Source organism: Citrobacter sp. GW821-FHT02E08 (genome assembly GCF_059421685.1).
On record NZ_JBWKVL010000002.1, the window covers coordinates 178,393 to 199,859 of the forward strand.

Annotated in this window: 17 protein-coding genes; 2 read left to right on the forward strand and 15 right to left on the reverse strand. The window is 52.3% G+C overall.

Going from position 1 to position 21,467, the window contains the following annotated elements; all coding sequences use genetic code 11:
- Nucleotides 1-124 precede the first annotated feature (124 nt).
- The 6 genes from AC07UY_RS03150 to AC07UY_RS03175 form a co-directional block, all read right to left on the reverse strand.
- Nucleotides 125-712, reverse strand: coding sequence for a helix-turn-helix domain-containing protein (locus tag AC07UY_RS03150; protein WP_494700802.1), 588 nt, complete (start codon nt 710-712; stop codon nt 125-127).
- A gap of 14 nt (nt 713-726) precedes the next feature.
- Nucleotides 727-1,422: a flagellar brake protein gene (locus AC07UY_RS03155; RefSeq protein WP_494700801.1), complete on the reverse strand. Its 696-nt coding sequence runs from the start codon at nt 1,420-1,422 to the stop codon at nt 727-729.
- 640 nt (nt 1,423-2,062) lie between these two features.
- The gene (locus AC07UY_RS03160; protein WP_494659304.1) at nt 2,063-5,209 is read right to left on the reverse strand and encodes a CusA/CzcA family heavy metal efflux RND transporter; all 3,147 of its coding nucleotides are present in this window, start codon (nt 5,207-5,209) and stop codon (nt 2,063-2,065) included.
- A gap of 11 nt (nt 5,210-5,220) precedes the next feature.
- The gene (locus AC07UY_RS03165) at nt 5,221-6,498 is read right to left on the reverse strand and encodes an efflux RND transporter periplasmic adaptor subunit (protein WP_494700756.1); all 1,278 of its coding nucleotides are present in this window, start codon (nt 6,496-6,498) and stop codon (nt 5,221-5,223) included.
- A gap of 79 nt (nt 6,499-6,577) precedes the next feature.
- Nucleotides 6,578-6,925 carry a cation efflux system protein CusF gene (gene cusF, locus AC07UY_RS03170; RefSeq protein WP_494659549.1) on the reverse strand — a complete coding sequence of 116 codons (348 nt, stop codon included), beginning with the start codon at nt 6,923-6,925 and terminating at the stop codon, nt 6,578-6,580.
- A 30-nt stretch (nt 6,926-6,955) separates the two neighbouring features.
- The gene (locus AC07UY_RS03175; RefSeq protein ID WP_494700755.1) at nt 6,956-8,338 is read right to left on the reverse strand and encodes an efflux transporter outer membrane subunit; all 1,383 of its coding nucleotides are present in this window, start codon (nt 8,336-8,338) and stop codon (nt 6,956-6,958) included.
- Between the two features lie 194 nt (nt 8,339-8,532).
- Here AC07UY_RS03175 and cusR point away from each other — a divergent pair, with 194 nt between their 5' ends.
- Nucleotides 8,533-9,216 (forward strand): copper response regulator transcription factor CusR, encoded by a 684-nt coding sequence (cusR, locus tag AC07UY_RS03180; protein ID WP_203358566.1) that lies wholly within the window; start codon nt 8,533-8,535, stop codon nt 9,214-9,216.
- Complete coding sequence (locus tag AC07UY_RS03185; protein WP_203358567.1) at nt 9,206-10,660, forward strand: Cu(+)/Ag(+) sensor histidine kinase; 1,455 nt, start codon at nt 9,206-9,208, stop codon at nt 10,658-10,660. Before cusR ends, AC07UY_RS03185 begins: the two co-directional genes overlap by 11 nt.
- A gap of 70 nt (nt 10,661-10,730) precedes the next feature.
- Here the strand turns inward: AC07UY_RS03185 and AC07UY_RS03190 are convergent, their stop codons facing one another.
- From AC07UY_RS03190 to AC07UY_RS03230, 9 genes are all read right to left on the reverse strand, one after another.
- Entirely contained in the window at nt 10,731-13,175 is a 2,445-nt protein-coding gene (locus AC07UY_RS03190) for an ankyrin repeat domain-containing protein (protein ID WP_494700754.1), read from the reverse strand.
- Between the two features lie 67 nt (nt 13,176-13,242).
- Entirely contained in the window at nt 13,243-14,448 is a 1,206-nt protein-coding gene (locus AC07UY_RS03195; RefSeq protein WP_494700753.1) for a glycosyltransferase family protein, read from the reverse strand.
- Nucleotides 14,449-15,015 carry a hypothetical protein gene (locus AC07UY_RS03200; protein WP_494659298.1) on the reverse strand — a complete coding sequence of 189 codons (567 nt, stop codon included), beginning with the start codon at nt 15,013-15,015 and terminating at the stop codon, nt 14,449-14,451.
- Nucleotides 15,012-16,136 carry a glycosyltransferase gene (locus AC07UY_RS03205; RefSeq protein WP_494700752.1) on the reverse strand — a complete coding sequence of 375 codons (1,125 nt, stop codon included), beginning with the start codon at nt 16,134-16,136 and terminating at the stop codon, nt 15,012-15,014. Before AC07UY_RS03205 ends, AC07UY_RS03200 begins: the two co-directional genes overlap by 4 nt.
- Nucleotides 16,127-17,098: an NAD-dependent epimerase/dehydratase family protein gene (locus AC07UY_RS03210; protein WP_494700751.1), complete on the reverse strand. Its 972-nt coding sequence runs from the start codon at nt 17,096-17,098 to the stop codon at nt 16,127-16,129. The genes AC07UY_RS03205 and AC07UY_RS03210 overlap by 10 nt, the downstream gene beginning before the upstream one ends.
- Before the next feature lie 64 nt (nt 17,099-17,162).
- Nucleotides 17,163-18,449 (reverse strand): F390 synthetase-related protein, encoded by a 1,287-nt coding sequence (locus tag AC07UY_RS03215; RefSeq protein ID WP_494659295.1) that lies wholly within the window; start codon nt 18,447-18,449, stop codon nt 17,163-17,165.
- Entirely contained in the window at nt 18,446-19,252 is an 807-nt protein-coding gene (locus tag AC07UY_RS03220) for an MBL fold metallo-hydrolase (protein ID WP_494659294.1), read from the reverse strand. Before AC07UY_RS03220 ends, AC07UY_RS03215 begins: the two co-directional genes overlap by 4 nt.
- Nucleotides 19,230-20,246, reverse strand: a complete 1,017-nt coding sequence (locus AC07UY_RS03225; RefSeq protein ID WP_494659293.1) for an NAD-dependent epimerase/dehydratase family protein — start codon at nt 20,244-20,246, stop codon at nt 19,230-19,232. Before AC07UY_RS03225 ends, AC07UY_RS03220 begins: the two co-directional genes overlap by 23 nt.
- Entirely contained in the window at nt 20,243-21,250 is a 1,008-nt protein-coding gene (locus tag AC07UY_RS03230) for a 3-oxoacyl-[acyl-carrier-protein] synthase III C-terminal domain-containing protein (RefSeq protein WP_494659292.1), read from the reverse strand. Before AC07UY_RS03230 ends, AC07UY_RS03225 begins: the two co-directional genes overlap by 4 nt.
- Nucleotides 21,251-21,467: the final 217 nt, after the last annotated feature.

Sequence of the window (21,467 nt, forward strand, 5' to 3'; positions counted from 1 at the left end):
TGCAGAAAGGAGGTAAGCCCCAGGAGCTTACTAAAGTAAATGACTGGAGTGAGCGAACGTAACCACAGCACATGCAACTTGAAGTATGAAGAGTATAATTCAAAATCTTCTGATCAAATATGATTCAGGGTAAAAAAGACAACGAATGGTTAAATCTGACAATCAATTTATTCAGGTCTGCAGAGTTCGTTAATCCAAGCTTGAGGATGATCTTCATCTTATGAGTTTGAATTGTTTTATAATTCAGGTTAACTAACTCGGAGATTTCTTTTGCGTTGTAGCCGCCGACCAATAAACTCAGTATTTGTTGTTCCCGGTCGGTAAGTCTTTTTTGTGAGCGAAACAAGCGGGAATGACCCGTCCCCTGTGACAATGACGTGATTTGATTAAAATCGCGTAAGGGTGACTTTTCAGTCAATACGATTGCTTTATCAACATAGAGTAACTCAACACACAGTTTCGCCACCAAACTTTCGGTGATGATGACAATGTTGTTGTCATAGACCTTGAATCTATTTTTATTTAAAAAATCAACAAAATCAGCACAAGACTGCCCGTTATCAATGATATTGAAGAGCATCGTATGATGCCGATACAATGATGACTGACTGATCATCTCTTCGCGCCTGAAGGTTTTAATCGGCACATCTTTACTTTTCAGGAACTCTGAGACGCCACGCCCTACAAAATTATCATTGCCACACATCAACATCCAGTTCACCTTCCTTATAAACTTCTAATTTTATTGCTCATCAAAAAGTTGATAATGATTTTTTCAACTTCAGACTCCTCACGGTGATTTTTAAACTCAAACTTGCACGAAATTTGATGGCAGGAATACAGGTGGTTGTCATCATCAAACTCATTGATCTCCACAACATCGATAACTTGCATATCGAGTTGCAGGTTGCCGAACTGTTCGAATTCCAGCGATGAGGCTTTGATTACCGCATCTTTATGCAAAAAGCGCGGATTCACCTCTTCGGCAATAAGCGCACAACCGCCACGTGAAATGTTTTTAATTTTAAATAAGTAATTTTCGCCGTTTTTGTAGCGCCCAAAGCAGGTAAAACTAAATCCCTTTAGAAACGAGAAACGCTGATGCTGCCTGCGTTGAACAAAAAAAATCATGTCTGGGATAAAATAAACTAATCCACCCGCGTTATCATCTGAGGACTCGCGATCGAACCGGGCGTTGAATTTAATAATTCCGGCTTCACTGTGCAGAATAAAGCATTGAATCTTTTCAGTGACGATATCTTCATGGTGGGAGATGGCGAAGTGTTCGAAGTCGACCTTTTCCAGTTGCGTTACTATGCTGTTGTTTTTATAAACTATTTCAAGTTTCGTCTTCTTGAGAAGCTCTTCACGAATGATGGCAATAATTTCAAATCTATCATCCTTCGCCATACCAAAACTCATCATTAAATCCTTATTATTGTATTTGAGAAACTTCTCATTCTCGTTTGAGATAAACACGAGACAGGCTTCCACTCCTGGTTTCGGATAACCATAATGGATCTCATGTCGATTATTTTGAGCAAAATTAAGTTTTTAGCTATTTTTACTGTTTTATTGATATGTAAAAACATTCATATGTGATGGGTCCTGGCGTAAGTTGTGCCTTAAACCCGTCAAACTTAACCAAAACTTTATAACAAAATTGAATAAAATGGCCCATACCATCGCGATTTTGAAATAAAAAAGGGCAGATTGCAATATAAACAGTGTAGCGGGTATCCGTGGTTTCTTTTCGTTTACAATCGTTTTTTTAATGTAGCATTTAGTTTAAATCAAAAAAGACAAACAAACATAAGTGCAACCTGAAATAGAGAATCAAGCTACCTGAATTAAGGGTAACATTTTAGTTAAGGCGAGCATCTGTCAATCAACACGTACTTTATAGGGGTATTTCGCATATTTTCTGTGCTTTGAAATATACCCCTTTTACAAGCATGGTTTAATGCAGGAACACAGGAAAAAAGACCAGCATTACCTATGCTGGTCTTAAATAGTTTTGTGAGATGATTATATAATTATTGAAAAACAATCATCTCAGACATTACGTTTGCTGATTCCGGTGCCTGCGCAGCCACATCAATTTATACGCTGCCGGAATGATAAACAGCGACAGCAGCGGCGCGGTAATCATCCCCCCAATCATTGGCGCAGCAATGCGGCTCATGACTTCTGACCCGGCGCCTGCTCCCCACAAAATGGGCAACAAGCCAGCGATAATAACCGCGACAGTCATGGCCTTCGGTCTGACACGCAGAACCGCCCCGTGGTATAGCGCCTCATCCAGTTTCTCGGGCGTGAAGGTCTGTGGGTTTTCCAGCGAAGGTTCGGCTTCAATGGCATGACGAAGGTACATCAGCATCACCACCCCAAACTCCGCCGCGACGCCCGCCAGCGCAATAAACCCGGTTCCGGTCGCCACCGATAAATGGAATCCCATCCAGTACAGGAACCAGATTCCCCCCACTAGCGCGAACGGCACGCTGGTAATGATCAACAGCGCTTCGCCCACCCGACGGAAAGCCAGATACAGCAGCACAAAAATAATCATCAGCGTCGTCGGCACCATCAGTTTCAGCTTGTGGTTCGCCCGCTCAAGGAGCTCAAACTGGCCGGAGAACGCCACGCTGGTGCCGGGCTTCAGCTTCACTTTCTCCGCTATCGCTTTTTTGAGATCGTTAACCACCGACACCATGTCACGATCGCGGGCATCAATGTAGATCCAACTGGCGGGGCGGGCATTTTCCGTTTTCAGCATCGACGGCCCCGCAACCACCTTCACTTCAGCCACATCCGCCAGCGTAATTTGTTGCTTCATCGGCGTCAGAATCGGTAACTGACGCAGCGTTTCCGGGCTGTCACGATAACTTTGCGGATAACGCAGGTTTATCGGGTATCGCGCGATCCCTTCCACCGTTTCACCGACCATCGCGCCGCCCACCGCCGAGGTGATGAACAGCTGCACATCGCCGACCGTCATACCGTAGCGCGCGGCTTTTTCACGCTGAATATCAATATTGATATAGCGCCCGCCTTCCAGACGTTCCGCCAGCGCAGAGGCAACCCCCGGCACGGTTCGCGCTACTTCTTCGATTTGCTCTGCGGTAGCATCGATATCGGCCAGCACAGTGCCGGACACTTTAATCCCGATAGGGCTTTTTATCCCCGTGGACAACATATCAATTCGGTTACGGATTGGCGGCACCCACAAATTTGCCAGACCCGGCAAACGTACCGTTTTATCCAGTTCCTCGACTATCTTGTCCATCGTCATTCCCGGACGCCACTGGTCTTGCGGTTTGAGCTGAATGGTCGTTTCCACCATCTCCAGCGGCGCAGAATCCGTTGCCGTTTCTGCTTTCCCTGTTTTGCCAAACACCCGCGCCACTTCCGGGACGGTCATGATTAGTTTGTCGGTTTTTTGCAGCATGTCTGCCGCCTGCGCCGCGGAGATCCCCGGTAATGTAGAAGGCATGTACAGCAGATCGCCCTCGTTAATTTGTGGCAAAAACTCGCCGCCGATATTTTTGAGCGGCCACAGCACGGTCAGGATAGAGAACACCGCCACCAAAAGTGTGGTCTTTGGCCAGTGTAATACTTTCAACAATAACGGATGGTAAACGCGAATCAAAAAGCGGTTGAGCGGGTTGCTGTTTTCTGCGGGGATCTTCCCGCGGATCCAGAAGCCCATCAGAACCGGCGTCACCACAATCGCCAAAAATGCCGCCCCCGCCATCGCCCAGGTTTTGGTGAACGCCAGCGGTCCGAACAACCGCCCTTCCTGACCTTCGAGGGTAAAAATGGGGATAAAAGAGAGCGTGATAATCAACAGACTGATAAACAACGCCGGTCCCACTTCCACCGCCGCATGGGTGATAACGTTCCAGCGGGTGTCGTTATCCAGTTTTTCGCCAGGGTGCAGGTGCCCCCACTCTTCCAGCCGTTTATGGGCGTTTTCGATCATCACAATGGCGGCATCTACCATCGCCCCGACCGCAATGGCGATGCCCCCTAGCGACATAATGTTGGCGTTAATCCCCTGAAAATGCATCACGATGAAGGCGATACACAGTCCCAGCGGCAACGAAATAATCGCCACCAGCGCCGAGCGGATGTGCCACAAAAAGAGCGCACAGACCAGCGCCACAACAATAAACTCTTCCAGCAATTTATAGCTGAGATTGTCAATCGCCCGGTCAATCAGCTGACTACGATCGTAGGTTGTCACCACTTCGACACCTGCGGGTAAACTGCTTTTCAGCGTCGCCAGTTTTTCTTTTACCGCCGAAATCACCTCTCGCGCATTTTTGCCGGAACGCAGGATAACCACCCCGCCCGCGACTTCGCCTTCACCATTCAACTCGGCAATGCCCCGGCGCATTTCCGGCCCGATTTGCACACGGGCGACATCCCGCAAATAGACCGGGACACCGTTTTCAGCGGATTTCAATACGATGTTGTTGAAGTCATCAAGGGTTTGCAGATAACCGCTGGCGCGAACCATGTACTCCGCTTCAGAGAGTTCAACGGATGAACCTCCCGCTTCCTGATTCGAGGAATCCAGCGCCGATTTCACCTCTGACAGGCTGATACCGTACTGCGTCAGTTTCATCGGATCGATAACGACCTGATACTCTTTCACTACGCCCCCCACCGAGGCGACTTCCGCCACGTTAGGGATCGTTTTCAACTCATACTTCAAAAACCAGTCCTGCAAGGAGCGCAGTTCCGCCAGATCATGTTTGCCGCTCCTGTCCACCAGCGCATATTCAAAGATCCAGCCGACGCCCGTGGCGTCCGGACCCATCTCGGCGCTCACGCCCTGGGGTAATTTCCCCTGCACCTGGTTGAGGTACTCCAGGACGCGCGAACGCGCCCAGTACGGGTCGGTACCGTCTTCAAAAATCACGTACACATAGGAGTCGCCAAACTGCGAGAAACCGCGCACGGTTTTCGCACCGGGCACGGAGAGCATGGTGGTCGTCAGCGGGTAGGTCACCTGGTTTTCAACAATTTGCGGTGCCTGACCGGGATAGCTTGTTTTGACGATGACCTGCACATCCGAGAGATCGGGCAGTGCGTCAACCGGGGTATTGATAATGGTCCAGGTTCCCCAGACGCTGAGGAACAACGCCCCCATCATCACCAAAAAACGGTTCGCCACGGACCGGCGAATAATCCATTCAATCATTTACGATTCCCTCAGTGTGAATGGGTCGCCGGAGCGGAGGTGTCGGCTGGCGTGTGCGCCCGCATGCGATCCAGAGCACCGGAAATATTCGCCTCGGAGTCGATCAGGAACAGACCGCTGGAAACAACCTTTTCACCTTCGGTCAGCCCGGAACGAATGGCCGTCATCCCTTGCGATTCGTGAAATACCGAGACGCGCTTCGGCACAAAACGCCCGTCGCTATCGACGGTGATCACCCGCTGCTCTTTGCCGGTATCAATCAGCGCTTTTGACGGAATCAGCAGCATCGGCTCGCTTTCGGTATTCAGTTTCAGATACGCATTCATGCCCGGTTTCAGCGCTTCATCGGGGTTATCCACCAGCAAGCGCACCTGAAGCGTTCGGGTGGTGGCGTCGAGGCTTGGCAGGATGCTCCACTTGCGAATGGTGAACGGTTTATTCGGCCAGGCCGGAATGGTTAGCGCAAACTGGGAGGCATCTTTTATCAGCCAGGCGACAGATTCCGGAACGGCAGCGGCAACCCACACTGGGTCCATCCCCTGGATTTTCGCCACCACGTTATCTTTGGCAATGTTCATGCCGGTGCGTAAGTCAAAGGCGGTAATCACCCCATCAATCGGCGCTTTGAGCGTAAATCGCGTCTGAATTTTACGGGTCGCTGTTAAACGGCGGATATCCTCTTCCGGCATACCGGCCAGCCGTAGCCGCTCCAGAATCCCCTCTACCTGGGTTGCCGTGCCGCCCGTCTCCCGCAGGAGCAAGTATTCACTTTGCGCTTCCACCCAGTCAGGGATCGTCAGTTCGATCAGCGGCGTGCCTTTCTTGATTTTGTCGCCGACCGTCAGCGGGTAGACCTTGTCAATAAATCCGGCGGAACGCGCCTGCACAATCACAAACTGATATTCGTTAAAACTGACATTCGCCGGAAACGTCTGCGCATAATTCAACGCCCCACGGCGTACGGTTTCGGTTTTCAGTCCCAAATTCTGGGTCTGGACAGGATCGATACGCACGCCCGTCGTTGAGGCATCGCCCGCCTCTTCGTCGGCATATTTTGCGACCAGATCCATATCCATAAACGGAGATTTCCCCGGTTTATCAAAACGGGTATTCGGGTACATCGGGTCATACCAGAACAGAACTTTCCGCGCCTCTTTTTCCGGCGCGGGTGTCATTTCAGCAGTTCCGTGCGTTGCAGAATAATATGCATACCCCCCGACAGAAATAATACCGCCGACAAGCATGCTGGCAAAAATAAGCGCGAGATTATTGAGTTTATAAGACGCCATTGTGTTTTCCATTTCTTCATCTACGCTTACCCGCGTTCGGCTGAACGCAGGCAAGAATATAGGCGGCGAGCCCTATGCATTACTGACTGACGTTAATATCCAGCAGCTGCGACAGGTTTCCCTGCTGCACAAAATTAAACGCTACTTTGTCACCGACCTTAATATCACCGAGCTGCGTTTGCGGCGTCAGCGTAAAGCGCATGGTCATTGCCGGCCAGTTCACGGAAGGAATAGGATCGTGGTTAATCGTGATTTTTTTATTTTCCATATCGATGGCTTTCACGATACCCGTCGCGCTGATGGCTTGCGTCTGTTCAGCGGCTGGGGTCGCGTTCATCATCCCTTCGTGTTGATGTTCATTGGCCTGCGCATTCGCTGCGACGAGTGTAAAAAGACCAAAAACAGCAGCTTTAAACGTTGTGGTCATCATATTGTCTCCTGAGTGTGTATCCTGGTGTTATTCCGCCCAACCGCCGCCCAGTGCAGTGAACAGCCTAATTTCATTCACCTGTCGGGCATAATTGAGATCAAGTAAGGTTTGTTGCGTGGTAAACAGCGAACGTTCTGCATCCAGCACGTTGATGTAACTCACCGCGCCGTTTTGATAGAGCGCTCTGGCACGTTGCAAAGTAATGTTCAGGGAATCCAGATAGCGTTGTTGCGCGGTAATTTGATCCGCCAGGCTTTGGCGTAATGCCAGCGCATCCGCCACCTCTTTAAAGGCGTTCTGGATCTTTTGCTCGTAATTCACCACCGACTGCTGCTGGCGAATTTCGGCTAAATCAAGATTGGCCTGGTTACGACCGGCATTAAAAATCGGCAACTCCACCTTAGGGATAAATTTCCACATCCCATTACTGGGATTAAATAAACTGGAAAGATCGCTGCTACTGCCTGAAAGCGAACCGGTCAGCGTAATGGAGGGGAAAAATGCCGCACGCGCCGCACCAATATTGGCATTGGCCGCCATTAATGCGTGTTCAGCTTCCATAATATCCGGTCGCTGTAATAAGATTTGCGAAGAGAGTGAAGGCGGTAATTTGACGCCGTTGATATCTCCGGCGTTCCCCACGTTCTCATTGGGTAACGTTGTGTAGCTCCCCAACAGCAGTTGTAAGGCATGCGTGGCCTGCGCCAGCTCTCCCTGCCGTTTTGCGATGTCAGCCCGCGTACTTTCAATGACGCCCCGCGCCTGCTCCAGCGCCAACACGTTGGTGCTGCCGGTCAGCAGCTGTTTTTCGACAAACGCGTAGGAGCGTTGATAGTTTTGCAATGTTTCCCGCGCGACCTGCAGTTGCGCATAGGCCAGGCGCTGGTTGAAATAACTTTGCGAGACGTTCGAGATTAATAAAATATGCACCGCGCGACGGGCTTCTTCACTGGCGAAAAAGTTCTGTCGGTCAGCTTCGCTCATATTCTTCAACCGGCCAAAGAAGTCCAGATCGAAACTCAAATTTAACCCGGCTTCATATTCGCGGGTCGTACGGGAGTCCCCTTCGACTTTACCACTCCAGCTACCGCTCGAGTCTGCGTTGAGCTGCGGATATCGGTCGGCATCCGTCACCTGATATTGCGCTCGCGCTTCCTGCACCTTCAGCGTTGCCATGCGCAAGTCCCGGTTGTTGCGCAGCGCCTCGCCAATCAGCGTCTTCACCTGCTCGTCCACGAAAAAAGTCCGCCAGCCGGTCTCCTGATACCCCGTTGTCGCGGGGACCATCGCATTTTGCGAGAGGGAAAATTGTTGCGGTACGGGGGATTCCGGGCGCTGGTAGTCCGGCGCCAGTGAACATCCTGTCAGGACAAATAAAGCACTGAGGGTAAGACGCTTAAATGTGTACATAATCCTTTTCGTCCGCCGTGGACCCGTAACCCTAATGTGAAAATGAACTCATACCCCGTACCTTACCGAAATGACTCTGGCTAACCCGTGACAGCAAAATGACAAAACTGTCATTTTCCGAATAACCGATTGCTATCCGATCCGGCTTCTCTAGAATTGAGAGCCCGCACAGTCAATGCGTGAAGGAATAAGTGATGAAGATTTTGATAGTCGAAGATGAAAACAAGACCGGCGAATATCTGACTAAAGGTCTGACAGAAGCCGGATTTGTGGTGGATCTGACCGATAACGGACTGAACGGTTATCACCTCGCGATGACCAGTGATTACGATCTGCTCATCCTCGACATCATGCTGCCAGACGTGAACGGCTGGGATATCGTGCGTATGCTGCGCGCCGCCAACAAAGGGATGCCGATCCTCCTGCTCACGGCGCTGGGCACCATTGAACATCGGGTTAAAGGTCTGGAACTGGGCGCGGATGATTATCTGGTAAAACCGTTCGCCTTCGCCGAATTGCTGGCCCGCGTCAGAACCCTGTTGCGCCGTGGCGCGACGGTGATAGTGGAGAGTCAATTTCAGGTGGCTGACTTAACCGTAGATCTGGTCAGCAGAAAAGTCACCCGCAACGGAACGCGGATCACCTTAACCAGCAAAGAATTCACCTTGCTGGAGTTTTTCCTGCGCCATCAAGGGGAAGTGTTACCGCGTTCGCTGATTGCCTCCCAGGTATGGGACATGAATTTTGACAGCGACACCAACGCCATCGATGTGGCGGTCAAACGACTGCGCGCCAAAATAGACAATGAATTTGAGCCGAAACTCATTCAGACCGTTCGCGGCGTTGGCTATATGCTTGAGGTACCGGATGGCCACTAAGCGGTTTCGCCGCCCTTTCTCGCTGGCGACCCGACTGACATTTTTTATCAGCCTGGCGACCATCGCCGCCTTTTTCGCCTTTGCCTGGGTCATGATCCACTCGGTAAAAGTCCACTTTGCCGAGCAGGATATTAATGACTTAAAAGAGATAAGCACGACGCTGGAGCGAATTCTCAATCAAGGCGAAGAGCCGGAATCCCGCCGTCTGGAAACCCTCCGAAATGTGGTTTCAGGCTACTCAAACGTGATGATTTCTCTCGAAGATGCCAATAAAAAGGCCATTTTTCATTCACCAGGCGCACCTGACCTGCGCGAGTTTATCGGTCGTGCAACGCCGGATAAAAATGCCGGTAACGGCGACGTCTTTTTACTTTCCGGCCCGACCCTGAACATGCAGGGGCACAATCAGGGACACGGCGCTCACTCTACCTGGCGGATGATCCGTCTGCCGGTGGGGCAATTACCTGACGGCAAACCCGCCTGGACGCTGTATATGGCGTTATCGATAGATTTTCATCTGCACTATATTAACGATCTGAAAAACAAGCTGATTATGACGGCCTCGTTGGTCAGCATACTGATTATTTTTATCGTCCTGCTTGCCGTGTATAAAGGCCACGAACCGATCCGCAGCGTGAGCCGACGCATTCAAAATATGACCTCGAAAGATCTTGATGTCCGCTTAGATCCGCAGGCTGTGCCGATCGAGCTGGAACGTCTGGTTATCTCGTTTAATCACATGATTGAGCGTATTGAGGATGTTTTTACTCGCCAGTCCAACTTCTCCGCCGACATCGCCCATGAAATCCGAACCCCGATCACCAATCTGGTGACGCAAACCGAGATTGCGCTCAGCCAACCCCGCAGCCAGAAAGAGCTGGAGGATGTGCTGTATTCCAATCTCGAAGAGTTTGGCCGTATGTCGAAGATGGTGAGCGATATGCTGTTCCTCGCACAGGCAGACAACAATCAGCTCATTCCGGAGAAAAAAGCGCTGAACCTGGCGGATGAAGTGGGCAAAGTCTTCGACTTTTTCGAAGCCTGGGCTGAAGAGCGCGAGGTGAGTTTACGCTTTGAAGGCCGCGCATGCTGGGTATCCGGCGACCCCATTATGTTACGCCGGGCGTTAAGTAATTTACTCTCCAATGCGATGCGTTATACCCCGAAGGGAGAATCCGTCACCGTGCGGCTTTTTGAGGCACAGAATCAGGTGCAGATTATTGTTGAGAACCCTGGAACCCCTATTGCCCCGGAGCATTTACCGCGGCTGTTTGACCGGTTCTACCGTGTAGACCCCTCCCGTCAACGTAAAGGCGAAGGCAGCGGCATTGGACTGGCGATTGTGAAATCGATCGTCATCGCCCATCAGGGGACCGTCGCCGTCACCTCTGATTTACGCGCTACCCGTTTTATTCTGACGCTGCCAAAACATGCTGCGTTTTAATATCGCGTTGTCATGATGCCGGAGAGTTCAGAGCCATCCCACTCAGATGGCTCTGACCGTAAGCGAAACCTTACCAGAAGCGTTTTCTCAGCGCGGTTTCAATCTCAATATCCACCCGATAGAACTGCAAAATGACCCAAACCGCATCGACCAGTGCTTCGGTCAGTGCCGGATAATCATCCTCAATGAGAGTGTTGATCTGCCCGACGGTTTCATCGATATATTCCTGAACGCCTTCTTCAAATTCCTCTTTGGTGGCCTGATTGCGAAAAAAGCTGAAGTTATCCAGTTGTTCAATTAACAGGTCTACCTGTTCTTCAATACTGTTTAACTGGGCAGCCGTAACATCGGGATCGCTGGCTACCGGTTTAAAAAAACTTTTCACTTTGGCTTTCAGTTCGATAATCGTCGGAATTTGGCTTCTCTGCGAGGCCGCACTGCTGGCCTCTGGGCGGGCTTTTATTACCCGCGGTTGTGGTTCCATTGCCTCAATGACGGGTTTATCTTCGCCTGCAGGCAAGACAGGTTGCTCTGGTTCGCTTTCTGCTTTGGTGGGAATGGGCGCAGTTTCCCCCTTGATCTGCTGCTGTAGACGGCGGTGGAAATAGCTCTCTGGCTCAGGGATGGCGAGCGCGTGTTCAAGCTGCGCGTGGCTATACGGCACCATCTGGAGAAGTGCCTCAAATATCTCTTTATAATTCAACTGGATTACGACCACGAGCGGACTGTTGCCATGGCAATCCTCCACCGTTAAATCAGCACCATACTGCTGTAACAGCTTCAGGATCCGCACAGCCGTGGATTCAAAACGAGGAAACTCATTTGAGCCACCGCCGGTGATGGCACACAGGGCAGGCGTGGTGCCCTCACCATTACGCGCATTAGGGTTGGCCCCCTGCTCCAACAGAACGTCGACGCAGGATTGGGCACCGTAGTAGCAGGCGCACATCAACGGCGTAAATTGTTCATCGACTGAAAACTCTTCGAGTTTCGCGCCATGTTGTAACAGAAGCTGAACGGTCTGACGACGTATGGGTCCGGTTATTTCAGCTAACGAGTAGGTCGAAATGGCTTTATGTAAGATAGGGGAGTTATCGTGACCACAATGGGTATGAATATCGCCCCCCTGGTGAATCAACCATTCAAGCAGTTGAGTACGACAAGAAATAGCGGCGGCTGAGACAAAGTTTGTGTCGTAAATATTGGTGAGGCTTAAATCAAGTCCCAATGGCTGCAAATACTCCATCACCTTAATGATCGTTTCCTGGTCTTCTTTCCATGAACCGCGCTGAGTGATGGTCAGTAAGGTCGGTTCTTCTACGGAGCCAAATTTCTTATTGATATCCAGACCATACTGCAAAAAGAGATCGAGAAACTGGGGTAAGAACGTTCTTTTTTCTACCATTGGGTAAATGAGTAATCGTAGATTTGACCAGTTCAACATCTCATACGGTTTACCGTTGTTGACGAACTCACTGTTGGGATCAGCGCCATATTTGAGTAACAGTTCAAGAGCCTGATAGATGTAATCGCGCTTATTGGGATCGGTAAAATGAGGATTATTCAGATACTGGCTAATCAACGGTGCCTGATAAGCGTCTGGTGGCGTCATCTTATAGATGCGATTGATATCGACAGTGACTTTAAGCAGTTTTTCGACTATTCGCAAATCAAACTCTGAGGTCAGCGCCGTGTAGACCAGACTTTTGGCGCGAGAGTCTGCTTTCAGTTCTGGATAATTGTCGAGCAAATATTCGCAATAGTCCGCTGCTTTTTCGTAAACACACAATTCCAGCAGATTGGCGTCATCCCAAAAGCTGCTATCATTGGCCATAATGTAGCGCTCTTTTTTATAATCCGGATAGCGTTTCACCAACGGTGCAAATGCCTCAAGCCCCCAAAATTGGTTTGATCGAATAATATCTTCAATCAGCGTGGTCTCTTCAATATTGAGAGTGATATTTTTATTTATGATATGTACAAACAGCGCTTTACTTTGTTCTGAATATAATATTTCCAATGGGTGATTTAGCTCGCCATTAGTCCAAAAACTCACCGGTTTATTGATATCCAGGTGAGACTCAAGCAGAAGATCTATCATGTCTTTACGTTGGCTTTCCTGATAGACATACTGTGGATCAGGATGAAAAAGGTAGTTGAGCCAACAATTATTAAATTTATTCTGATAATAAAGATCTGCGCCAGCGCTGAGATAAAGCGTCACTAGCTGTGTATTATTGAACTCGATAGCCGAATGAAACGCGCTGAAACCATTACACTCGATGTGTGCCCCTTTATCGAGCAGGTATTGCACCAGAGAGACATCTGACTCCGGGTTACGCGTCAGGGGAACCAGCACGTTACACGGAGAAATTTCGGGGTCAATAAAATTAATATCACCGCCATTCGCCAGGTACTTATCGATTTTCTGTATTTTTTTAGCGGTCGATAGTTTGCTGTCCAGGCAAATTTGCCGTAGCGTGAGTTTATTATCATTAAAAATCCAGTTTAGCATAGAATTCCTTATAACCTGTTAATAATAAAGAGTTTTCATACATTCAGGTAAATCGTAGCTTTGCTTATTATTGCGGGTCTGAAACATCTGCATCAACCAGCGCCATTAATAACGGTCCCGCCGTTGCCAGTCCTTTTAATCCGTCCTTAATCCAGACTCCTTTCCCGCTCCAGTCTAACCGTGCTGCATGATCAAACTGGTCATAATCCACCGGATACACCAGCGCCGGAATATTCTTCTCCAGGCAATGCCACATAATCCCGGCACCACCGTGGTGAATGACCGCATCATAGCGCGTCAGCCAGTTGTCATAATTCACCCAGGACAGGCGGTAAACATTGTCCTGTTGCTGCTGTCCCGCAACGGTCTGATGCCCATCGGTGAAATGGAATACCCAGTCCGGCAGGGTGCTCGCCAGCGCAATAACCGCGTTCATCACCGCATCTTTATGCCAGTCCAGATGTGTACCGAGCGTCACCAGTACGTGGCGCTTATTGGCTTCGAATGGCGGTGCCACGCACTGGGTTGGCGGCGTGTAGAGTGCCGGGCCGATAAAACTGACAGCTGCAGGCCAGCTGCGCGGGAATTCGAATGTTTCTTCGCTGAGCGCCAGAATGCGCAGCGGCGAGTAAGCGCTTTCGCTGCCATCCTGCCGATACAGGCTTTCGATACCTGTCTGGCGAATAACGTCGCGAAACAGCCAGAATACGGCGTGTTTAAACAGCCGCACTTTTTTTCGTTGCAAGGCGTGCCACAAACGCTGATACCCGTTCTGCGCAGGCATTAACCCGCCGCAGTACGCAGGCGCGCCATCGGGAGTGTCAAGCACGCAGGGTGACGGCAAACTGCTCCACCACAGAACGTCACGCCGGCGACAAACTTCACCGACAATCGGCAGTGTAAAATCAGCGATCGCCAGATCGGGCGCACCTTCACGCAGCCACAACTGTTCCAGTTCATCGCCGAAGCTTTTCAATAACCCCACAACCCGGCGAAACTGCCGATACAACCGCAGCGGATGGGAGCCTACCGCATATTTCGGATTCACGACCGACAACAGCGGCGTATCGTAATCGCCAGGCAGCGACAGCCCCATCAGCCCCGCCGCCGCGACAGAAGACGCAACACCTCGGGTGCTGATAATGCGTACCTGATAACGTTCCGACAGCACGCGCCCCATCGCCAGCACGGGATGTAGATGGCCGGAAAACGGCGGCGCCAGCAAATCAATACGGGTAACCCCCGCAGGAATCAGATCGAATAAACGCTGCATCTACGCTCCCTGTCTGCCTGGTTCATCAATAAACTGGCGACACAGCGCCGCCAGTTGCGGCTGTTCAAGATAATTCATATGACCGCAGGCAATGCGTCTGTCCGCGTGTCGAAACCAGCAGCGCGAAATCCAGTCCTGCTCTCCTTGTACCAGCAAATGGCGGCAGTCCGGTCGGCGACGGGCAACCGGACCAAAGGCAAAAACACTGATACGCGCCAGCCACTCAGGCGGTAAGCGCAACTGATTAAACAACTCCAGTCCACAACTGCCACAGAGCAGTACCGTATGGTTTGCTGACGCCAGCATCTCCAGCGCCTGTTGCTGGTAGCGCAGGGCAAAGCCAGCTTGTCGCGCACCAAGATATTCCCGTGCATTATTGACGCTGGCGCGCAGCAGGCCGGTTGCCAGCCACGGCTCGGGTTGAGCACTCCACGGAAAATTCACCGCAACCGGCTGATGATGGCCGACAACCCGCTGTATAAATGCCGACTGCAAAGGACTGAGCGACGCGTTATCCGGACGGCTACGGCCGGTAATAAATGCAATCTGCAGATCAGGTTTTTTCATAGCGACGTAAAACAATCGTTGCTGAAAATACGGTAGCGACGCGAACGCCAGTAAATGGTGCGATTAACCAGCGCATGCAGCAGATGGACTGGCTGGAGTAACTCGGACAACAATGACAGCAACGGATGCGCGGGAATTTCCGGTGCGACGGCGCGCTGGACACCACGCAGCGCCAGATGGCGTATCACCACGATTCCCACCAGCAGCGCGCCGTGTGCCGCGCTGCCGAACGCCAGAATCAACAGCGTCCAAAGTAGCAGCGGGTGCAGCCCCTGCAGCAGAAAAATCGACAGATTAACTGCCGCGCTTTTTTCACGCATCAGCAGCGTGGCAAACAGGAACCAGCGATGCATCTGGCGGAAATAGCGTGTACCGTCGGCCACGCTGGTCTGCACACGCACCGCCGCAGTCGACTGCACAATGCGTACACCATGATGCGTTAACAGCGTCGCCATCGCCAGATCGTCAGTCAGGTGACGCAGCACTGGCGCAAAACCGCCAGCGCGCGCCAGCGTTTCACCGCGGATGGCATAACACATCCCATTCAGCGTCAGCGGCGGTGCGAACGTTAACAGCGGCAAATAGGTCAGTGCAGAATTATCGTTTACAAACTGCGCCAGCAAACGAGAAGGCAGGTTGTCCGCCGCACGATACCAGGGAAGCGCGGTCACCAGAGTATTATCCGTCAGCTCACCCAGCATGCGGCGCAATGACGCCGCGCTCAATACCGCATCATCGTCCAGCACCAGAATAACGTCGCGGGCGACCTGCGCCCTCGCCTGCTCCAGCTTAAACAGCTTGGGATTAACGCCTTCCGGCGCCGGAGGAAAGGAGAAAACCGCAATATTCTGCTGTGGATAGCGCTGTTGCAGACACTGCGTCACCTGCGCGGCTTCTGCATCGTCATCATCGATAAGCCAGAAAAATGCCGCGCCGCGTAACTGCTCAACGGTTGACGCCAGGACGCTTTCCAGCGCCGGATCGCCGCTGAGGATCGGTTGCATCACCGTCACCGCTTCAAGTTCGCCATGACAACCACGATCTGCTGTACGTAACACCCTGAGCGCAAAAAAGAGCTTAAAGAGCTGGATAAGCAGCCAGAGGAGAGCAATCAGCAGCATGCGTTCACCGTCCGATAATGTTGTAAAAAATCCTGCACACTTTGCGAAAGGGTGCCGTCCGGCGCGCCAAAGTCCTCGCGCATTGCAGTGATATCCAGCGTAGCGGCATAACTAAACACCCCGACGCCAAAACGGGTGATCGGCGGTTCACCCGCCAGAGGAAGCCAGCGCCATAGCCACTCCAGCGCCCCCGCAACGCGCAACGCGGTGCCAGGAGGCACTGTTTTTACCGGTAACGGCAGATCCAGTTGTCGCAACACATCATCCAAAAAGGCAGCCGTCTCAACGGGTTGTCCCGCCGAAATGTTATAGCAGCTTCTCAACTGCGGGTGGCGAGCCGCCCGCAGCAGATAATCACACAGCATCCCCACCGGCATAATATCGGCCTGCGCTGGCGTGACATCGTTTCGCAGCCTGACAAGCTGCCCTTTTTTGGCCGCGCTCAGCAATGGCGGGAACAGCAATCGATCGCCCGCACCGAACACCGCGCAGGGGCGAAAAATTGTTTTCTCACCACGGTAGGCCTTCACTAACGCTTCAGCCTGATACTTACTGCGGCCATACTCACTGGTGAACTGCGGCCCGATTTCCGCGTTTTCACGCACGTTGAATTGATGGGCAAAGCGCGAATAGACCGCTGAACTCGACAGCAGTATCAAGCGGGGAAAACCGCGCTGAATGCAAAAGTCGATCACCTGCCGGGTCGTTTCAACATTATCGCGTTCATAGTCCTGTGGCGTTCCCCAGGGCGAGGTTCTGCCTGCGGCGTGGATAACCACATCCGGCATAACGTTGAGTTCTGCAAGCCTCTCCAACGGCAACGCGTGATAACGCACGGTGGGCGGGAAATCGTTTACCGCTCGCCGTCCAACACCACAGAGTTCAAGATCGGCACGGTCAGCAAAGCGGCGCAGAAACGTGCTGCCAATAAACCCCGATGCGCCGGTCAGCAATATCTTCACCCTCACACTCCTGACGTGCGCAACCGCGCTTCACGACAACCGGGCAAACACCGTGCAGTCAGTCTCATTCCCGTCTCCACTGGCAAATAATTCGTCGACGTTTACTGTCAAATTGCGTCGGGGGTGTTTGCGATATTAACGACCAGCTCAGACGTGAAGTGTCGATGCCCTGACGGACAAACAGTTGCTCCAGCGCACGACGGCACTGTTCCAGACGTGGCAGGTCGCAATCGGCCATCAACCGGAGATGATCGGCTGCGGTTTGCACCAGCCGATAATCCGCCGTCAACGGTAACACCTGCGCCAGCACACGGCTGCACGGGTCGGCAAACACCGTATGCGCGCCGCCACCGTCACCCGGCATTAAGAGTTGGTCATCCTGCCGCCCTTCAATCCGTTCAAGAGTCCGCGTCACGCTGCCGCACGCGCAAGGCGTATCGCTGGCAACCAATACATCATCCAGTCGGTAACGGACAATCGGCTGCGTGGTGCGGGTAAAGTCGGTAATAATCGGTACAAAACGCCGCTCATCAAGCCATTCAGGCTCGATATACATAAACTCTTCATTCAGATGCAGCGTGCCACAGCGACAGGTTGTAGCCAGAAAACCTTCAGTGGCCTGATAGATTTCCCCTACGTCGCCAAACACTTGCTGCAACAGCTCACGATCTTGCGCTTCCAGCACTTCCGCCACGGAAATAACCTTTTTGACGTTCAGCGACAATTCCCCCGCCATCACCGCCAGCGCCAGCGCACGCAACACCTGGGCGGGCGCGACAAGCAACGTCGGCGATTGCTGCTCTAGCTGTGACCACTGCTGGCGAAACGGCGCAAACAGATCGTAGAACATCAGGCTTAACCAACGGTTGTTGACGCTATGATAGAGATGGTTGTCTGCACGCAGAAATAGCGCGACGCGCTCTCCGGCAAACAGGCCGTCTGGCAGCACTTTCGCCAGCATGCCCGCCGCCCAAATTTGTTGCTCCTGCGGGCTGACGACAAACAAGCCGCGCCTGCCGGAACTGCCTGACGATAACCCGACGCTGAATCGGCCCACCTTCGGCGTAAAATCGCGGCTGCGCTCACTGCTCAGCGCACAGTCCATCAACGCCTGCTGGCGCAAACCGGCCGTATTCATCTCGTCAAAGTGCGTCATCATTAGCGCTTTATCCATCAGCGGCCATTGCTCAAACGGCAGCGAGAGCCAGCGCCGGAACCACGGACTGTTTTTCAGCACCCGACGCCGAAATGCACGCAGTTTTTTTTCCTGCCACGCCTCCAGCTGTTCGCGTCGGGTAAAGCGTAGCTGGCGAAAACGAAAATATCGCCACAGCGTCATCAGCGGGATCACAGATCCCCCTCGTGACACAGACGAATGGTTACAGCGCCTGCACGCCACAACTGGTTCATTTTCTCGAGGGTGCGCCCGTAAACGGCAGAATCGGCCAGCACCAGCCTGGCCAGTCGCGACGGGCCGCGAAGTTCCTGATAGTTAGCGGGTGCCCATGCGGCATCGCCTGCCAGCAATGTCCAGCCCTCATCCGTCAACACAAACGCGCCGATGTGGCCCACCGCATGCCCGGGGAGATCGACTAATATGATTTGCCCATCGCTATCGGGCAGCAAGTAACCCCGTTCAAACGGCGCCAACGCTGCGGGGAGCGTCAGGGTGTCGAAGCTTTCGATAAAGCGTAATGACGTTTCAAAGTCAGGGGGGATCAACCCCGGAATAAACGCTTCGCGTAACGCCGCCAGACCCCGTAACGGGCGTACATGGTGCCATCCCTCACCGGAACAGACACAGGCAACATCCGGGAAATCACGCAGCCCGGCAATATGATCGGCATGAAAGTGCGAAAGAATAATGCCGTCGATATCGTTGCCAGCCAGCCCGAGCGCATCCAGTTGATTGACTAACGACAGTTTCTCGTCGAAATAGACCGGGGTAAGGTGGCGGTAGACACGAAAAATACCGGTGCGAGTGTAGCGATCAAACCAGGACGAATAGCCCGTATCCCATAGCCAGCGGCGATCGCCGACTTCCAGCAGCCAGACTCGTGCAGGAAATTTACACACCCGAAATCCGGCGCCTTTCACCGCCATACAACCGATGTGTGTACAGTACCCTATTTCAAATTCGCTGATTTTTGCCATGTGTCCTTAGCCACTCACCGGTTAGGGCTACCCCTTCTTCCATTGAAAATCGGGGCCGGTATCCCAGCTCATTCATTGCGTTTTCCGCGCTCAGCGTCATATCAAAACTAAGGGTTCCCGCACTATAGCGGGTGACCGGCGGTTCCCTGTCGAGACATTTCCCGACCAGTTCCATGCCACGCGCCACCAGCGACAGCAACGGCCAGGGCACGGTTTTGATCTGATAATTCAGCTGCAGTTGCTGATGCAGTAGCGCGTCCAGCATCGCGTTAAGCCGCTGCGGCTGATGATTCGTCACGTTATACACACCGCCGGAACGCAGCGCCGGTTTGCGCGTCGCCAGTTCCATGGCATACACCACGTTTTGAACAAAGGTTAAATCCAGCAACGTCTCACCGCCGCGCGGCAAACGCAGCACCCCGCCATCACGCTGCAGTTGCTGCAATAAGCGCGGGATGATGACGTTATCGTGCGGGCCAAACAGACCACGTGGGCGCAGCCGTACAAAGGTGGTTGCAGGGAAACGCGTTACGGCGGCGCTAATCTCCTGCTCCGCCAGCCATTTGCTGTGGGCATAATGGCTGGAAAAAGATCGCGCGCGGTAGCTTTCCGTAAGATTGTGATGATGCTGAAAATCAAAGTAGACTGCGGGGGTCGAAATATGGATAAAACGCGGTGTCTGAGCGTGCCCGGCGGCCTGTGCCAACATGCGCGAAGCGTGAACGTTCGCCATGAAAAATTCGGACTGTTTCCCCCACGGTGACGATTTAGCAGCACAGTGCCACACCGCGTCGCAGTCCGCCATCAACCGGATGCAGTCATTCTGATGCGCCTGCGTCAGATCCAGCGGAGTAAAATGCGCACCCGCTTGTGCCAGCTGTTTCCCCACCTCCCGGTTACGTCCTGTCGCCACGACATGATGACCGTTTTCCAGCAAATATTGCGCCGCATTGCGCCCGAGGCCGCTGGTTGCGCCAGTCACCAGTATTTTCATGGCAGTATAACCATACCAGCCAGCGTAAGACCCGCGGCAGTGCCAATCAGCATCACTGGATTACCCGGCGTAAACCGACCGCTGTTAACGGCTTCATGCAGCGCTGTTGGGATTGAGGCGGCAACCTGATTGCCATAGTAACGATAAATATCCACCAGCGCTGTAGCGGGCACATGCAGGCGTTTGCGCATATGTTCGAGGGAAAGGTGGCTCGCCTGGTGGGGCACCACGGTGGCTATATCCGCCAGTGTCAGCCCGCTTTTTTGCAGCAGCCGGGCGAAATAGCCCTCAATCAGCGAGGAGGCATAACGAAACAACGGCTTGCCCTGCATTTGAAAGAGAAAATCGCTTTCAGTCATACCGACGCGCGGATTACACCGGGTGCCACCCGCACGGATTTCGCAAAACTCGCTGCCGTCGGGATACATTTCAATCAGGCTGGCGACAATACCGCTGCGCCCGTTGCCGCGTTCGACAATCGCGCATGCCGCGCCATCACCAAAAATGAGTGAGGATTCTTCGTGATTCCAGTCGATACCGCGCGAGGCCAGATCCGCAGAGACAATCGCTACCCGTCGGTAAGCACCGCTGTTCAGTAATCCGGCGGCCACTTCCAGCGCCGAAATAAAGCTGACGCAGCTGCTATTAATATCAAATCCCGCTACACCGGGCGGCATACCCGCCGCTTTCAGAATATGAATAGCACTGCACGGCAGCGCCTGAACAGCCACCGCAGAGGCGCAAATCAACAGATCAATAGAGGAAGGTGCAAGGCTACCTGCTTTTAGCGCCTGATGTAGCGCCTCTGCCGCCAGCCCTGCCTGGCTGTCATGATGCGCGGCGTGATAACGGTGGACAATCCCACAACGTTTTTCCACATAACCCGCCGCTTTGCCGAGTCGGCTATCCAGTTCGGCAGACGTGACGCACGTCGACGGTAAGGCAATCCCTGTCGCAACAATTTTACACATTGTGACCGGCGAGTCTGAGTGTGTTTTTTCCATTAAACCAACCGTCGCCTTATTCTGTTCAATCAGTAAAAAAATCAATTCTGTCAGGCAGTTATTCTCGCCAAGGCAGAATAAGCACTATACCGTCAGAAGGCTTAAAAGCAACTATGAAACATGATGATTGCCGTGCGTAAATATTTTTTATATACCGTGATTATTGAATCAACTACAAACTATCCTGGGCTGACTTTCACCGCTAATCGTGCCCTGC

Coding starts and splice junctions, on each gene's coding strand:
- cusR (WP_203358566.1), top strand. CDS start 8,533: ATGAAGATTTTGATAGTCGAAGATGAAAACAAGACCGGCGAATATCTG.
- AC07UY_RS03175 (WP_494700755.1), bottom strand. CDS start 8,338: ATGTACACATTTAAGCGTCTTACCCTCAGTGCTTTATTTGTCCTGACA.
- AC07UY_RS03185 (WP_203358567.1), top strand. CDS start 9,206: ATGGCCACTAAGCGGTTTCGCCGCCCTTTCTCGCTGGCGACCCGACTG.
- cusF (WP_494659549.1), bottom strand. CDS start 6,925: ATGACCACAACGTTTAAAGCTGCTGTTTTTGGTCTTTTTACACTCGTC.
- AC07UY_RS03160 (WP_494659304.1), bottom strand. CDS start 5,209: ATGATTGAATGGATTATTCGCCGGTCCGTGGCGAACCGTTTTTTGGTG.
- AC07UY_RS03205 (WP_494700752.1), bottom strand. CDS start 16,136: ATGCTGCTGATTGCTCTCCTCTGGCTGCTTATCCAGCTCTTTAAGCTC.
- AC07UY_RS03195 (WP_494700753.1), bottom strand. CDS start 14,448: ATGCAGCGTTTATTCGATCTGATTCCTGCGGGGGTTACCCGTATTGAT.
- AC07UY_RS03155 (WP_494700801.1), bottom strand. CDS start 1,422: ATGAGTTTTGGTATGGCGAAGGATGATAGATTTGAAATTATTGCCATC.
- AC07UY_RS03165 (WP_494700756.1), bottom strand. CDS start 6,498: ATGGCGTCTTATAAACTCAATAATCTCGCGCTTATTTTTGCCAGCATG.
- AC07UY_RS03220 (WP_494659294.1), bottom strand. CDS start 19,252: ATGGCAAAAATCAGCGAATTTGAAATAGGGTACTGTACACACATCGGT.
- AC07UY_RS03225 (WP_494659293.1), bottom strand. CDS start 20,246: ATGAAAATACTGGTGACTGGCGCAACCAGCGGCCTCGGGCGCAATGCG.
- AC07UY_RS03200 (WP_494659298.1), bottom strand. CDS start 15,015: ATGAAAAAACCTGATCTGCAGATTGCATTTATTACCGGCCGTAGCCGT.
- AC07UY_RS03150 (WP_494700802.1), bottom strand. CDS start 712: ATGTTGATGTGTGGCAATGATAATTTTGTAGGGCGTGGCGTCTCAGAG.
- AC07UY_RS03190 (WP_494700754.1), bottom strand. CDS start 13,175: ATGCTAAACTGGATTTTTAATGATAATAAACTCACGCTACGGCAAATT.
- AC07UY_RS03230 (WP_494659292.1), bottom strand. CDS start 21,250: ATGGAAAAAACACACTCAGACTCGCCGGTCACAATGTGTAAAATTGTT.